The sequence below is a fragment of the Bacillus sp. FSL K6-0993 genome (assembly GCF_037977205.1).
Lineage (GTDB): Bacteria > Bacillota > Bacilli > Bacillales > Bacillaceae > Bacillus > Bacillus subtilis.
The window spans coordinates 1832419-1847846 of the sequence record NZ_CP150275.1 but is presented as its reverse complement, the minus strand read 5'-3'; the positions used below and the strand labels follow the sequence as shown (position 1 = coordinate 1847846).

Sequence of the window (15428 nt, the reverse complement as noted above, 5' to 3'; positions counted from 1 at the left end):
TTCTACCAGCAGAGCGGCTCATTGCCGACAATTTCCCTTGTCTTTCCTTTCAGGGTATGACGATGCGTTTTTCTTCTGTCATCTCCTGGATCGTACACAACCCCTCCGTACTGGATCTCAATCGGCTCGTTATAGGCCAGATACGTCGTTTCTTCGATTTCATGATAATGTGTGCCATCTGCTAAGGGAATCGCCGGCCCTGAGATTCCGTAATACCGATGAAAATGGCCGTTTTCAAATGAAGTGATCCCTGTATAGTAATGTGTATGCTGATCGGTATTTGATCCGTTTGCCGGCTGAGTAAACCCTTCAATGAGATGATAATGGCCCTGTTCTCTCGTTGTTTTGACATGATAAGCATGTGCGTGGGGCGGTGCTTTTGACCAGTCAGACTGATACAGGCCCAATGTGTTCACATCCTCCTTTTCCTCGATTCGCCCAATCAAATCCGGGCAGGCTGAATACACTGCATCATCTACACTTTATTACAGGAGGAAAGAAAACATGAACGAGTTAGAAAATTTCAGCCCTGAAGATACAAGAATATTTGGAAGACCGTTCGGATTCGGGAGACCATTTGGGTTTGGAAGACCGTTCGGGTTCGGTTACGGGTTTGGAAGACCCGGATTTGGTTATGGATTTGGTTTTGGCCGGCCATTCGGATTTTTTGGAGGACCGTTTATCGGCGGCCTTGCAGGCGGGCTTATAGGAAGCGCTTTATTTAATCCTTATTTGTATGGCGGATACCCCTATTATCCGTATGCCCCGTTCCCTTATTATTATTAAACGCAAAAGACCCCTTAAAAAGGGGTCTTTTTAAGTGTGTGAAAATGAATCTCTTGACTCATACATAGGCATACACTAATATTTTTCTAGCTGAAGTTTTTTTCTAATCTAAAAATATAGTGAGGAGAATTCATGATGTTGATAGGATATATATTCCTCACGATTGCCATATGTTCAGAATCGATAGGAGCAGCCATGCTGAAAGTATCTGATGGCTTCAAAAAGTGGAAGCCAAGTGCTTTGGTCGTTATTGGCTATTCCCTCGCCTTTTATATGCTGTCCCTGACTTTAAACCATATTCCCCTGAGCCTCTCCTATGCGACTTGGAGCGGGGCGGGCACGGTGCTGACGACAGTGATCGGAGTAAAATGGTTCAAGGAAGATCTGAATGCCAAAGGGCTTATTGGGATTCTTTTATTACTATCAGGGGTCGTGTTACTTAATTGGCAGTAAAGGAGTGATGAAGATGAGAGGATTGCTTTATTTGGCTCTCGCCATTGTATCTGAAGTGTTTGGGAGCACGATGCTGAAGCTTTCAGAAGGATTTACACAAGCCTGGCCCATTGCCGGAGTCATAGTCGGATTTCTTTCTGCTTTTACGTTTCTAAGCTTTTCTTTAAAAACAATTGACTTATCAAGCGCGTATGCAACATGGTCGGGCGTTGGTACCGCGCTTACAGCAATTGTCGGTTTTTTGCTTTTTGGCGAAACCATCAGTTTAAAAGGTGTATTCGGTCTCACGCTTGTCATTGCAGGCGTGGTCGTGCTAAATCAATCGAAAGCCCACGCTGAAGATAAAAAACAGACGGTCTGTGAGTGACCGTCTGTTTTCTTTATTCTCCACCCAGTTTCACAGAGGCTTCAAGCTGCAGCTCGACATTTCCTTGAATTGCACGCGAAATCATGCATGACGCCTCCGCTTTTTTACAAAGCTTGTGAGCCAATGCGACGTCATCTTGTGAAGCATCATGTTTAAGCACGACAGAGGGACGGTGAATGATCTTTTTGTATGTAAAGACTCCTTTTGTGACGTCGACAATGCCTTCTGACTCCATCTGTAAGTCTTCTTTTTCCAGCCCGCTTCTCTCCATCATCGCTGCAAGTGTAATAATGTAACAGGTCGCTGCCGCCCCGAGAAGCATTTCATCTGGGTTGGTCCCTTCTCCCGGGCCATCCATTTCTTTAGGAATGGAAATCGATGTGATCAGGTTTCCGCTTTCAATCGTACCGACATCATTGCGGTTACCCGGCCAATTCGCTTTTAAATAAAAATGATGATCTGCCATTGTTTCGCCTCCTTTTTTATCCTATTTCAGTCTACTGATCTTCTCTTATTTTGTCTTCTGATCTGCTTGTTACGAATACTCTTTTTCCAGGACACCTTTGATCGCACTGACATAAGCATAAAATTCACTATTCTTTGTGTATTTTCTATTTTTATAATAAAAATCATCAAAAAATGCTTCTCTCTGCTCACGGCTGATTTCCAGCTGGATACTTAGCCCCGTTTCCCCTTGGTTATTAATGTTTTCGGCATTCAATCCAGCAAGACCGCTTTTAGACGACGCTAACTCAGCGGAAAACCCTCTCCGCTCAAGGGCTCTCACAATCATTTTCGCCCGCTTTCGGTCTGTTCCCCCTACAAGCGTATTCTTGTTCTCTCCTTTATATCCGTGAAAAGCCACCACATATTGATGCTCCTTGATTTTCTTTTTTGCCAATGGCTCATCAAAGTTGGTGCTTGTAATGTGCAGCGTTTGGTTATCGTGGGACTTCAACCCTTCAAACAGGTATGTAGAGTATTCATTATTGAAATAACGAACAAGCTCACTTACTCCGCCTTCAATTCTTCCGCCATGCGGAGACATAATTAAGACTTTGCTTCCTATTTTCTCATTATATGAAATATCGTAATCGGCTGGGCTCTCATTCTCTGCCAAGCTGCTGAAATTTGAATATGTATCTGGCTGATTTGATGGTTCAGGTTCCAATGAGTAATGAACATATCTCAAGAACAAGACAATGGCTAAGACTAATATGACATTTAGTAAAAATCTTCTCATGTTTAACTCCTTTCATAAGAATGGCGCGGTTCATTATATGAGGTTTAGCCAATAGGTTTTATCTTACCATTGTATACACAATATCATCAGTGAAAAAGTTCCCGGTTTCAAAAAATCAATTGATTGTCACGGTTATTAGCGGTTCATTTCAAATAAGAGTGAAAAAAGGTTGAGAGGAAAGACAAAAAAGGTAGGAACAACCTCACTTGGCAAATAAATGTATATAGGTTTAAGGAGGGTTTTAGTAACAGGCTGCCCGGTTGCTGAGACGGACAGCTGTTAACGGCCTGCAGAATAGAGATTTTGCTTATTTGTTCTCACAAAGTCACAGGAGAGGATAGAGTCCAATAAAAATGTTCTGATCTGTTGTTTCGAAAAACAAAATGCTTTGATTTTCGTTTTGCTTTTCTGTCTTACAATAATCGTTCTTTTACTAATCGTTCCGTCTTTCTTCATATATATAATGCTGATTGGCATTTGGCTTTCCAATGATCGGTGCAAGTAGAAATTCATACGGTTGCTCTCCCCTTCCCAGTTTGATATGATCACATTATAATACGAACAAATGTTCTTTTTCAATCCCCAATGATTTCCTCAACTTCTGAATCTATCGTATCTAATGCGAAAGATTCAGAAAAACAAACTCTTGTCTGTCTCTTACAGAGGACAAACAAACTTACCAAACCTATCATCTGTTCATAGAGTATACAGAGAACCTTATAATAGGAGGAAAATACATGTTTGGGTACTCTATGGTACAAATGGTGAGAGCAAATGCTCACAAGCTAGATTGGCCGTTACGGGAAACCGTATTGCAGCTTTACAAGCCCTTCAAATGGACTCCTTGCTTCTTGCATAAATTTTTCGAAACCAAATTGCAAAACAGAAAAAAAATGTCAGTCATTATCGAATTTGAGGAAGGCTGTCACGAGACCGGCTTTCAAATGGCTGGAGAGGTTCTGCAAAAAGAAAAACGCAGCAAGCTAAAAAGCCGCTTCAACAAAATCAACTGCTGCAGCGCCGAGGTTACTCCTTCAGCATTACATTCCCTTCTCTCTGAATGCAGCAATATCCGTAAAGTGTATTTAAACCGCGAAGTCAAAGCGCTTTTAGACACGGCAACCGAAGCAAGCCATGCGAAGGAAGTCGTCAGAAACGGGCAAACCCTGACAGGAAAAGGCGTTACTGTCGCTGTTGTCGATACAGGAATCTACCCGCATCCTGATCTAGAAGGCAGAATTATCGGATTCGCGGACATGGTCAATCAAAAAACAGAGCCGTACGATGATAATGGTCATGGCACACACTGTGCAGGTGATGTCGCAAGCAGCGGCGCATCCTCTTCCGGTCAATACCGCGGACCTGCACCGGAAGCCAATCTCATCGGCGTAAAGGTATTAAACAAGCAGGGTTCAGGAACGTTAGCAGATATTATAGAGGGTGTTGAGTGGTGTATTCAATACAATGAGGACAACCCCGATGAACCGATTGATATTATTAGCATGTCGCTCGGGGGCGATGCCCTTAGATATGATCATGAACAGGAAGATCCGTTAGTCAGAGCGGTTGAAGAAGCGTGGAACGCAGGGATTGTCGTCTGTGTCGCTGCCGGAAACTCAGGCCCTGATTCGCAGACCATTGCAAGCCCGGGCGTGAGCGAAAAGGTGATTACAGTAGGTGCGCTTGACGATAACAATACTGCAAGCAGCGATGATGATACTGTCGCTTCCTTCTCAAGCCGCGGCCCGACAGTATATGGGAAAGAAAAACCCGATATTTTAGCGCCGGGTGTTAATATTATTTCCCTTCGCTCTCCGAATTCTTATATTGATAAGCTTCAAAAGTCAAGCCGTGTAGGGTCTCAGTACTTTACAATGTCAGGAACCTCGATGGCAACACCGATTTGCGCAGGAATCGCAGCTTTAATTCTTCAGCAAAACCCGGATCTTACCCCTGATGAAGTAAAAGAGCTTTTGAAAAACGGCACGGACAAATGGAAAGATGAAGATCCGAATATCTACGGAGCGGGCGCTGTCAACGCAGAAAATTCCGTTCCCGGCCAATAAAAAGCACCAAAAAGCCGGCAATTCTCTCTCAGCAGAACTGCCGGTTTTTTCGTTTGAATATTCATAATAATAAGGTAAAATAATGGAAAATAGATGAAGGAAGTGAAGAAAGTGCCATATTATATCTGCAATACATGCGGTGTGCAACATGCACAGACTGTAGATCCGCCCAACTCGTGTCTGATTTGCGAGGATGAAAGACAGTATATTCATCCCGATGGACAAACTTGGACAACCCTTGAAGACATGCGTGAGAAAGGAAACCTTCAAAACATCCTCCAAAAGGAAGAAGAGCATCTTTACAGCATCAAAACTGAACCAGAGTTTGCGATCGGACAAACAGCCCATCTTATCCAGCATAAGGGCTTCAATGTGCTGTGGGATTGTATGACATATCTTGACCAAAAGACAATTGACCAAATCAACGAATTAGGCGGTATTCAAGCCATCGCCTTGTCTCATCCACATTATTACTCTACTCAGGTTGAGTGGGCTGAAGCATTTCAGGCCCCGATCTATATCCATGAGGATGATAAAGAATGGGTGACAAGGCCAAGCAATCACATTCACTTCTGGTCAGGGGAAACGCTCAATATGAAGCCGGGACTGGACCTTTACCGACTGGGCGGACATTTTAAAGGCGGTGCTGTTTTGCATTGGAGCAAGGGCAATGAAGGGAAAGGCTGTCTATTGACCGGAGATATCATTACGGTTGCGGCGGACCGAAACTGGGTCAGCTTTATGTACAGCTACCCAAACCTCATTCCCCTTCCCGCCTCCAAAGTTGAAGAAATAGCAGCCAAAGTAAAACCGCTTCAATTCAACCGGCTTTACAATGCTTTTTCTAAAGTTGTCAAAGAAAATGCCGGCGAAGCGGTCCAGCGTTCTGCCGTACGCTATATCAAGGCTCTGAACAGCGAATTGTTTCATACATAAAGAGTGGGGCGGCTCTTTTCCGTGTAAAAGATGCAGCAATTGGGAATAGTATCGTGTAGATCAAAAGGAGGAATATTGATGGCACACACGAATACACAGCTTTCTCAATGGCTGGAATCAAAAGTCGGCCAGACGCTTGATATTAGAAAAGGTGAATTGACCCATGATGAAGAGATATCAGACTTGGATCAGATTGTTCTCCACCTTCAAAAAGTGGCTATACGCAGTACGAATCATCCTGATGATTATGTTGCGAAAGAAGAGCTGGTTTTAGAAGGCGAAGGAACAACATTCACTGAGGACGGAAACGTACCGCTTCCGCAAAATGCCTATGAGATTCCTTTATTAGGTGAAATACATATTCACCAAGAAAACGAAGGATTGAAGGTCATAACAGATCGTGCAGTATATACAATTGATATCCAGCACAGCTGACAGTCACTTTCATCAAAATAATACAGCGTAGCGCCCTTTGAGCTTTCGTTCAAAGGCGCTGCTTTATATCGAGCCGTTTTTTCACTTTTTTCGTTCTTCACCCTATTGAATGACTCCTAAAATAGATATATAGTTTTAGAGACAGGATTACATTTCAAATCATTCTGTTTTTTGTAAACTAGTTCAGCAATTTGATTCATCTATTTACCCTATTAGGCGAGGAGAATGCAAATGGAAAAATTGATGTTTCATCCGCATGGTAAAGAGTTTCATCACAATCCTTTTTCAGTTTTAGGACGATTTAGAGAGGAAGAGCCCATTCACCGATTTGAATTAAAACGGTTCGGAGCCACATATCCGGCCTGGTTAATTACCCGATACGATGATTGTATGGCCTTTTTAAAAGACAATCGAATTACAAGAGACGTAAAAAATGTGATGGACCAAGAACAAATCAAAATGCTCAACGTTAGTGAAGATATCGATTTTGTATCCGATCATATGCTGGCAAAAGACACACCTGACCATACCCGCCTGAAATCACTTGTTCATCAAGCATTTACTCCCCGAACCATTGAAAATCTGCGCGGCAGCATTGAACAAATTGCTGAACAGCTTTTAGATGAAATGGAAAAAGAAAATAAAGCGGATATCATGAAATCCTTCGCTTCCCCTTTGCCTTTTATTGTTATATCTGAATTGATGGGAATCCCAAAAGAAGATCGGTCACAGTTTCAAATCTGGACCAATGCGATGGTTGATACCTCTGAAGGTAATAGAGAGCTGACAAATCAGGCCCTTCGTGAATTTAAAGATTATATCGCCAAGCTGATCCATGACAGAAGGATAAAGCCAAAAGACGATTTAATCAGCAAACTTGTGCATGCTGAGGAAAACGGCAGCAAGTTAAGCGAAAAAGAGCTCTATTCGATGCTGTTCTTGCTCGTTGTAGCCGGCCTTGAAACAACTGTTAACTTACTCGGCTCAGGCACCCTCGCATTGCTGCAGCACAAGAAGGAATGTGAGAAGCTCAAGCAGCATCCTGAAATGATCGCTACAGCGGTTGAAGAATTGCTGCGATACACCTCACCTGTCGTTATGATGGCAAATCGGTGGGCCATCGAAGACTTTACATATAAGGGGCATTCGATCAAAAGAGGAGACATGATTTTTATAGGGATCGGATCTGCCAATCGCGACCCGAATTTTTTTGAGAACCCCGAAATATTAAATATAAATCGGTCGCCTAACAGACATATTTCTTTCGGTTTTGGCATTCATTTCTGCTTAGGAGCGCCTCTTGCCAGGCTGGAAGGCCACATTGCATTTAACGCACTTCTGAAGAGATTTCCTGATATTGAACTTGCGGTTGCACCTGATGACATTCAATGGAGAAAAAATGTCTTTTTAAGAGGATTAGAAAGTCTCCCTGTTTCACTTTCAAAATAACATTCAAAACGCCCCCTTTTAAAAGAGGGGGCGTTTGTGTTTTCTCAGCGCTTCACCAATTCATCTGTTTCTTTTTCTTCCCTCGCTTCATGTTTCTTCCGGAAAGCCTTAAGGAAATTCGCATTCACTACTCCCCTGTTTGAATAGAGCTTTTCGCAAAATTCTAACATGGCTGTTGACGCTTTCGGTTCGGTTAATATCATGAAGTGGTTGCTTGAATCGACATCCACCAGGTGGAAATGGGGAATTTGCCGCTCCCATTCCTCCCAATAGGTAGCTTGATCAAACGGTTCTTTTTCATTTGATAGAGTGAAATAAGTGTCTAAATCACCAAAGAAAGACCTGCTTTTGTTGCGGAAATAATAACATTTTACCGTCTCAGGATCAGGGAGAGGCTTAACAGTGTACGACTCCAAATCATAGGCGCGCTGTGTTTTCATCATTTGCTGAGCCTGCGTACGTATTTGCTTATCTGGTTTGTTTAGCCCTCGTTCTTTTGCCAAGTCAATCAACTCAGACAGGAATTCTTCATCCTCTAAGCTTATGTCCACCTCTTCACGGCTGATGAGAACATCCGTAAGCTTTTCCCGTTTCGCAATCGATGCCAGCATCGTATTAATTGTTTGCAGCATTGACGTTTTCATAGATGCCTCATTCTCTTTTGTCTCAGAACGATATGGGGAGTCAACCATCACCATGCTTTTGACAGCAAGGCCTTGGCTTTGCAGCTGGCGAGTGACTTCATATGCAATCATCCCGCCTAAGGAATATCCGCCTACATCATAAGGACCTTCAGGCTGTATGGATCGAATGATCTCTATATAATAGGAAGCCATTTGTTCAATTCCGTGCAAAGGCGCAGAATCAGTCATGAATCCTCTGGCTTGAATGCCGTAAAAAGGGCGCTGGCTCTTTTGGGCAAATTGCTGATAGATTTCAACTCCTCCTACTCCGCCATGGAACCAAAAGACAGGGCGCCCCCGCTTGCCGTCATTTAACGGTATCAATTCCGGAAACGTGCGAGCTTGATCATTTTGTAAGGATGTATCCTCCTGTTTCTTTGCGATCAAGTCCATCATGTCCTGAACAGTATGGCATGCTTGAAGCTCCGTCAAGGCAATGAGAGGGTCCACCTTTGATTGCAATTGCTGTAATAACTGTATGCAAGAAATTGAATCAAATCCATACTGCTGCAATGGCTTCTGAGGCTGCAGTTCATCCGGAGCCATCCCTAGTACAGTTGCTAATATGTGATGATCGCTGCTGTTGTTGATACGCTCATCCTGTGAAACAGAAGGCGTATTCTCTACTGCTTGAAAGCCGTTCCAGCAACTTCTCTTTTCAAATGGATAGGTTGGCAACGGTATTCTGCGGGCACCTTTTCCTTGATAAAGCTTCTCCCATGGGATTTGCACCCCTTTTGTCCAGCAAAACGCGATCTTTTCAAGGTTGTTTTCAGACAACAAAGTCTCGATCACCATTTCTCTTAATGGACCATCCAGCAAGGCTTCGAGATCTGACGAGCCATTTTCTGCATTTCCGCTAAAGACAGGTACAGAACTTTTCGGCTTATCGCCTTTTTCTGTAGCTAAGCAGTCTTGCAAGCCGATTACCAGTTCTTCTTTACTGCGGACGACGAGCGCCAGGCGGTCTTCCATTTCCTCTCGGCCGGTTTGGAGTGTATAAGCATAATCTTGTAATGACAGTGCTTGTTGTTTATTCACATAGTCAAGCTGCTGTTGAACAATTGCTTTTAGCCTGTCTTGATTCTTTGCAGAAAGAACTACAATGTGGGCACCATTCTCACTCATACTAACCGCTGGTTTTGGTAAAGGAATATATTCTTCTAAAATGACGTGCGCATTTACGCCTCCAAAGCTATAGCTGTTGATACTCGCTCTGCGCGGAATTTTTTTGCCTGCATCGTCACTTAAATCCCTCCATTGCTGATTCTCGGCAGTCACTCGGAAACGGGTGCCCTTTATTGACACCTGGTCATTCAAAGACGAAAATCCGGATATGCCTGGTATTGTTTGATGCTTCATCGCCATGCTGACCTTCATAAGAGCAGCCATGCCTGAGACGAGTTCACCGTGACCGATGCTCGGCTTTAAGCTGCTGATATAACATGGCGCTTCCTCCCGTACTTCCTGTGGAAGTTCCAATTCGAGCTGACTGCAGCCTGACTTTAACGCCTCTATTTCTATCGCGTCTGCCAATGGAGAGGCGATCCCATGCGCTTCTATATAGGTCACCGTTTTGGGATCAATTTGCGCTCCTTGATAAGCCTTCAGCATTGCATCCTTCATGCCGGCCGGATTTGGCGCGTGAAGTGACATTCCCCTGCCGCCATGCGATACACCTGAACCTTTAATAACCGAATAAATATGATCAGAATCTTCAATGGCTTTTTGCAATGGTTTAATGATGAGAACTCCTGCTCCTTCACTTCTGACAAAGCCATTTGCATCTGCTTGAAAGGATTTGGCCTGTCCTTTCTCACTCAAATAGCCCATTGAGTCGAAGCCAATAAAGCCTTTTGGTGAAAGCAGCAAATTCACAGCCCCGACAATGGCTTGCTCACATTCGCCGTTTCGAATGGATTGTATAGCTCTGTGCAAAGCCACTAGAGCTGAGGAACAGGCAGCTTCATAATATTCACTTGGCCCTTTTACATCAAGTGCATAGGATATACGGTTTGGAATTAGGGAAGGAACCACAGCTGTATCCGAATTGCCGGCTGCGACAAATACTCCTGTCGGGCGGCTGGATACACTCTGCCCTGTTAAGCCTGCATCTTCCATCGCCTTCCATGCATGTATCAAGAGCAGAAACTCCTGTGGGTCCATATTCGCCGCTTCTTTAGGCGATATGCCAAAAAACAGGGGATCAAACTCACCTATTCCTTCTATAAAACCGCCCCATTGAAGGCTTGATTGCCCTTCCTTATCAGCTGCGGCATGTTTGCGCCAGTCCCAGCGTTCTTTCGGCACTTCAGAGACACAGTTCTTTCCTTGGATAAGGTTATCCCAAAATTCTGTTACGCTGTTTGCTTTCGGAAACTGTCCCGACATACCGATAATGGCTATGCCGTCTGCCGCGTGTTCAATTGTTTTATCCGTGTTCGTCTCGTATGCCGGAATCTGTTTCATTTGGTTTTCGATTTGAGCTGGGCGTTCTTCCTGCTGATGAGCTTCACCAAACAGCTGAGCAAAAGATGCTTCATGTTTGTCCGCAAAAAAGTCGATTAGCTCTTGAATAGTCGGATATTCAAAAAACAGAGTCGGATTTAATTCGATCTTTGTCTCTGCTTCCATCTCCCTTGTCAGTGCAACCAATTGAGAAGAATCGATTCCAAAATCCATGATATGCGCTTTTGCAAGAGTCAATTTTGACGGATCGGCCATGTTTACTGCCAGTTTATCTGTTACATAGCTTCTGATACGATCTTTCAGATTGCTGGCTTTGATGGCCTTATTTTGATTTCCTCTTTGATTCGAAATACGAAGCTGTTTAAGCGAGTAGCCCGAGTAGTGCAGCACTGTTTCTGACGACTCATTGATCACATCTACATCAAACAGCAGCATGTCACCTGTATTCTTAACCAATGTAATCAAAAGCCAGCAATCCCCTTTTATCTTTTGCTTTGTAAACTGGATATCATTGATTCCAAACGGCAGGAAGCCGCCTGTCATGTCAAACTGCTCTAAGAAACCGAGGATAGCCAAGTACGCGCTGTTTGTCATCAATGGGCTTACAGTGTAATGGTGCCCGTTTGCCAGCCCGCTTTGGGGCAGGCGAATTTTTGCCAGTATAGACTTGTGATCTCTGTAGAGATGAGTAATTGTCTTAAATAACTCTCCCCATTCAGGACCGTTTCCGGTTTTATACATCTGATCGATGTGATGAAGCTTAGTTAATGAATGCTTAACGTTCTCGATATTGACTTTTTTGGGCTCAAAAGAACCGATTCCGCATTGTCCGATTGCGGCAGGCTTCCACAAACCAGAGGACGGCTCGCGATACATGATTTGCAGTTCTATGACTTGATCTTTTTGCAGCGGCTTTGCCTGAAGTTCAACGGTCTCGCCTTGTTTGATGACAATTGGACTGATATAACTTAATTTGCTGATACGGCCGCTGTTTTCCTCAGGGAACAGGTTAAAAAATGCTTCAATGGCCAGACTGCCATATGTGGCACCGACAAGCACCCGTTCATTGTTGAAGACGTGTCCTTGAACGTAAGGCTCATCATAAGTGAATTGATCTTGAATGGCCGGCTGATTGATATTGTCTTCAACATCTGACGATTTCTCATTGATAGACGATACATCGAAATGAAATGGTGTATTATGGTCAAATGCATAGTGAGGCAGATGAACCCAGCCTGATCGGTTCCCTATACCAGCTTCTTTAAAAGCAATCGATGCCCCTTGTGCCCATTGCTCTGCTGCGTTTATTTCTCTATCCCTAGATGCTGATTCCGCACATGGCTGTAAATCGAATGATGTATAGATGCCTTGCTGGAGTGAGATTTCTCTTGATGTTCGGAACACCTTTAGTTTTTCGATCAGCTCTTGAGTCGATGCCACTGTAAATGCAGCCCTATGCTCTAAATTATGGTTTCTCCTGTGTAAAGCCTGTACAACGGGTTCAATATCCAGAGAAGCTTCCTTCTCTAAAAACAATTGCATATTTTCTAGATAGCTAAGCAGGCTCCATTTTGTTTTGGCTGAAAAAACGGCAGTGAATTCCTGCTGGCGGGGAGCGATATGTTCTTTCTCAGGGGCCGTCTCCATATATTCTTCTATAATAAGATTGGCATAGGCTCCCCCCGCTCCGAAGGAATTGATCATGCTTCTGCGAGGCAATTGTTTTCCAGTTTCAGGATCATTCAAGCGATGCCATGGCTCTGTTTGTTCCTGAAGATAGAAAGCCGTGTGCTCCAGCTTAATATTTGGGTTGACAGGCATCGCGTTAATTGTCGGCACCAGCGTCCCTTTCTTCATCTGCAGCAGCACTTTTGTCAGCTGAGAAATACCGGAAGCCGCCTCTAAATGCCCCAGATTGGATTTGACAGAGCCTATCGCACAAAACTGTTTCTTGTTTGTATATTGTTGAAACGCGTTTGTTAAGGCAATTACTTCAATAGGATCGCCCAGCGCCGAACCATTTGCCGCCGATTCAATATAGCCGATAGTCTCTGGATCAATGCCCGACCGCTGAATCGACTTGACAATTAACTTTGCTTGCTGCTTCGGATCCGGAGCTGTATACATCTGTCTTCCGCCACTATGGTTGGCAAAACTGCTTTTGATTACAGCGTAAATATGATCCCGATCTTTAATCGCCTTCGAAAGCGGTTTTAACAGGACAGCTCCGATGCCTTCCCCGGGAATAAGCCCGTTTCCTGTGCCAAAACTTTTGCTTTGATTGCCGCTTCCCAGCAGATTGGCACGCTCCAAAGAATCATATTTAGAGAGATCGAGTGTTAAATTGACACCTCCAGCAATCGCCATTGAGCAGTTTTTCAATTTCAGGCTTTCACATGCAAGATGTATGGCGTTTAATGAACTAGAGCATGCTGAGCTGACAGCGATACTCGGTCCGGTCAGGTTAAAAAAGTGGGAAACGCGATTTGCAATGTGCCAGTCTCCCCCATTTGAGCTGAGGACTGCCTGCTCTAAAGATGGGATATTCCAAAAATACTGGTTATACATATTCCCTATAAAAACACCTACTCCGTCATCATCCCGCAATTTATCCAGCCGGGTTCGCGTATAGCCGCCGTCCTCAAATGTTTCCCAGACGGTTTCTAAACATAAACGGAGTTCCGGTGTCATTTCCATCACCCGGTTTTGCTCCACCTCAAAAAGCTGATGGTCAAATGCCTCTATATCTTGTAAAAATCCGCCATAGCGTTTCTTATTTGCCGGCTTTTTTGGATCTTTTGATAATGTTTTCAATAAAGATGTGCGCCATCTGGATTCCGGTGCCTCTGTAATACAATTGTCTCCGGCGATTAAATGCCCCCAAAGCTCTTCTAAACTGTTAGACATCGGATAGCGCCCGCTTACCCCGATTATTGCGATATCTTCTGTACTAGAATCATTAAAATGTATTCCTTGCAAATTACTTGTCTTTTCTTTTTTTGGTGGTTCGGTATTTGCTAGCTGAGTTTCAGTGACTTCCTGCTCTGTAACAAAGCGGCGTGTATGAAAAGTAAATGGCTTATTAGGATCTGTACGCTCTGTTTGAAGTGGAGCTTCATTTTTTGCAGGCTTCGTTTTTTCCTTTAACAATGCTGTCCGGAGCTTATTTTCATGCCCCTTTACTAAATATTCGACGAGTTCTTTTGTATTGTTATGTTCAAATAAAATGGTTTTTGGAAGCTCTCCCGTCACTTTTTCTAATTCACGAATGAAATTCACCTGCAAAATCGAATCAATTCCATACTTCTCAAATGTCGTATCTTCGTGAATACGTTCTGGTGATAGTTTGATTGATTTTGCCAGCGTATGCTTCACAAATTGTGCCGTTTGTTCGATGAGAGAATCGCTTCCCTGTGAATGATCGATTTCAGCATTCATTTGTATATGGCTTGGATCTTCTTCTGCCTCCGTTCTCTTCTTTTGACGGACGACTCCGTTACTTTCAGCGGCAATGATCTGCTGGCCGAGCTGATGCGATTGTTCAGCCATAAAGGAAACATAGCGAAATCCCTCACTCTCAAGCACCATTTTCCAAGTGTCTGGATACAGGCCCGGACAGCCCGATATGCGGAGATCAGGGTCCTCATACAGCCACCAGCCCTCTAAAAGGCCGAACGTCAAATGCGAATATATATTATGATCACTTATTTCATTTAAAAGGAGCAGCCCGTTTTTTTTCAAAACTGCTTTTGCATTTCGCAATGTCTGCCGGATATTTTTTGTGGCATGAAGCACATTTGCCGCGATGACCGCGTCGTAGCCTCCCGCATCAATATGCTGTTCAGACGCCGGCTCCTCGACATTAAATCGTTTATATGTCAAATATGGATTGTCAGGACCATACTTATTTTCTGCATGCATTAAAAAAGCTTTAGACAGATCTGTATAACAATATTCTTTTATATGTGGCTGCCATGCTTTCAATTTTTGAAAAACAGCCGCGCTTGTCCCGCCGGTCCCGGCTCCGATTTCTAATATTCGAATCTTCGCCTCAGGCTCTTGCTTCAGACGTTCTTGCAGATAGGCTGTTAACGTATCTGCAAGAACATCATTAAAATAGTCTGCGACTTGATTGTTTTTATAGATCCCTTCTACTAAATCCATAGATGAATTCGGAAACAAGATATCGGTGGCTGACGCCTTGCCGGTCAGAATCTCCGGCAAGGCTTTAAGTGCTGTCTCCACCAATGTCACCATGGCTTTCATATTATTGTCTTGAAGCAGGTCAGATTTTTGTTCATTCCATTCTTTCCACAGCTCGCTCATGGTGCCTATTGAGCGTGTTGGAACATGTCCGTTCTCCGTTCGCTTCAAAAATTGCTGCCGTTCTAAAATTGATTGGCTTTCTTCGAACCATCTGCCATAGAAATTCTCCAATACCGGCTGGGATTTACTTTCTGTGAAAAACCCTATGGACTGTAATTGTGCGAAAAGCATTTTACAGAGAATGTCTTCTGTATTCAGCATTGGCGCTTCCCCTC

At 43.7% G+C, this 15428-nt stretch carries 12 protein-coding genes; 7 read left to right on the top strand and 5 right to left on the bottom strand.

The window, feature by feature from the left end; genetic code table 11:
* Window positions 1-2: 2 nt before the first annotated feature.
* Complete coding sequence (locus MHH79_RS09350) at window positions 3-416, bottom strand: YmaF family protein (protein ID WP_100506595.1); 414 nt, start codon at window positions 414-416, stop codon at window positions 3-5.
* 88 nt (window positions 417-504) lie between these two features.
* On the opposite strand from MHH79_RS09350, the gene MHH79_RS09345 reads away from it, so the two are divergent.
* The 3 genes from MHH79_RS09345 (at window position 505) to ebrB (ending at window position 1606) form a co-directional block, all read left to right on the top strand.
* Window positions 505-786: a hypothetical protein gene (locus MHH79_RS09345; RefSeq protein WP_014664059.1), complete on the top strand. Its 282-nt coding sequence runs from the start codon at window positions 505-507 to the stop codon at window positions 784-786.
* Between the two features lie 135 nt (window positions 787-921).
* Window positions 922-1239 carry a multidrug efflux SMR transporter subunit EbrA gene (ebrA, locus tag MHH79_RS09340; RefSeq protein WP_015483253.1) on the top strand — a complete coding sequence of 106 codons (318 nt, stop codon included), beginning with the start codon at window positions 922-924 and terminating at the stop codon, window positions 1237-1239.
* Window positions 1240-1252: 13 nt separating this feature from the next.
* Complete coding sequence (gene ebrB, locus MHH79_RS09335) at window positions 1253-1606, top strand: multidrug efflux SMR transporter subunit EbrB (RefSeq protein WP_014476870.1); 354 nt, start codon at window positions 1253-1255, stop codon at window positions 1604-1606.
* Between the two features lie 13 nt (window positions 1607-1619).
* Here the strand turns inward: ebrB and MHH79_RS09330 are convergent, their stop codons facing one another.
* The 3 genes from MHH79_RS09330 to MHH79_RS09320 all read right to left on the bottom strand — a co-directional run bounded on the left by MHH79_RS09330 (window position 1620) and on the right by MHH79_RS09320 (window position 3362).
* The gene (locus MHH79_RS09330; RefSeq protein ID WP_015383720.1) at window positions 1620-2072 is read right to left on the bottom strand and encodes an OsmC family protein; all 453 of its coding nucleotides are present in this window, start codon (window positions 2070-2072) and stop codon (window positions 1620-1622) included.
* A gap of 69 nt (window positions 2073-2141) precedes the next feature.
* Window positions 2142-2849, bottom strand: a complete 708-nt coding sequence (locus MHH79_RS09325) for a poly-gamma-glutamate hydrolase family protein (RefSeq protein ID WP_100506594.1) — start codon at window positions 2847-2849, stop codon at window positions 2142-2144.
* 279 nt (window positions 2850-3128) lie between these two features.
* Window positions 3129-3362 (bottom strand): hypothetical protein, encoded by a 234-nt coding sequence (locus tag MHH79_RS09320; protein WP_014476869.1) that lies wholly within the window; start codon window positions 3360-3362, stop codon window positions 3129-3131.
* A 224-nt stretch (window positions 3363-3586) separates the two neighbouring features.
* On the opposite strand from MHH79_RS09320, the gene aprX reads away from it, so the two are divergent.
* From aprX to MHH79_RS09300, 4 genes are all read left to right on the top strand, one after another.
* Window positions 3587-4915, top strand: coding sequence for a serine protease AprX (gene aprX / locus MHH79_RS09315; protein WP_042975826.1), 1329 nt, complete (start codon window positions 3587-3589; stop codon window positions 4913-4915).
* Between the two features lie 111 nt (window positions 4916-5026).
* Window positions 5027-5851: a hypothetical protein gene (locus MHH79_RS09310; protein WP_100506593.1), complete on the top strand. Its 825-nt coding sequence runs from the start codon at window positions 5027-5029 to the stop codon at window positions 5849-5851.
* 78 nt (window positions 5852-5929) lie between these two features.
* Window positions 5930-6286 carry a hypothetical protein gene (locus MHH79_RS09305; protein WP_015383717.1) on the top strand — a complete coding sequence of 119 codons (357 nt, stop codon included), beginning with the start codon at window positions 5930-5932 and terminating at the stop codon, window positions 6284-6286.
* Between the two features lie 231 nt (window positions 6287-6517).
* A complete protein-coding gene (locus MHH79_RS09300; RefSeq protein WP_063335385.1) occupies window positions 6518-7735 on the top strand; it encodes a cytochrome P450 in 1218 nt (405 codons plus the stop codon).
* Between the two features lie 44 nt (window positions 7736-7779).
* On the opposite strand, the gene MHH79_RS09295 is transcribed toward MHH79_RS09300, so the two are convergent.
* Window positions 7780-15414: a beta-ketoacyl synthase N-terminal-like domain-containing protein gene (locus MHH79_RS09295; RefSeq protein WP_340035103.1), complete on the bottom strand. Its 7635-nt coding sequence runs from the start codon at window positions 15412-15414 to the stop codon at window positions 7780-7782.
* Between the last annotated feature and the right edge of the window lie 14 nt (window positions 15415-15428).

Bases quoted from the DNA above. Each gene is read 5' to 3' on its own strand.
- MHH79_RS09345 (WP_014664059.1), top strand. From the start codon at position 505: ATGAACGAGTTAGAAAATTTCAGCCCTGAAGATACAAGAATATTTGGA.
- ebrA (WP_015483253.1), top strand. From the start codon at position 922: ATGTTGATAGGATATATATTCCTCACGATTGCCATATGTTCAGAATCG.
- ebrB (WP_014476870.1), top strand. From the start codon at position 1,253: ATGAGAGGATTGCTTTATTTGGCTCTCGCCATTGTATCTGAAGTGTTT.
- MHH79_RS09330 (WP_015383720.1), bottom strand. From the start codon at position 2,072: ATGGCAGATCATCATTTTTATTTAAAAGCGAATTGGCCGGGTAACCGC.
- MHH79_RS09325 (WP_100506594.1), bottom strand. From the start codon at position 2,849: ATGAGAAGATTTTTACTAAATGTCATATTAGTCTTAGCCATTGTCTTG.
- MHH79_RS09320 (WP_014476869.1), bottom strand. From the start codon at position 3,362: ATGAATTTCTACTTGCACCGATCATTGGAAAGCCAAATGCCAATCAGC.
- aprX (WP_042975826.1), top strand. From the start codon at position 3,587: ATGTTTGGGTACTCTATGGTACAAATGGTGAGAGCAAATGCTCACAAG.
- MHH79_RS09305 (WP_015383717.1), top strand. From the start codon at position 5,930: ATGGCACACACGAATACACAGCTTTCTCAATGGCTGGAATCAAAAGTC.
- MHH79_RS09300 (WP_063335385.1), top strand. From the start codon at position 6,518: ATGGAAAAATTGATGTTTCATCCGCATGGTAAAGAGTTTCATCACAAT.
- MHH79_RS09295 (WP_340035103.1), bottom strand. From the start codon at position 15,414: ATGCTGAATACAGAAGACATTCTCTGTAAAATGCTTTTCGCACAATTA.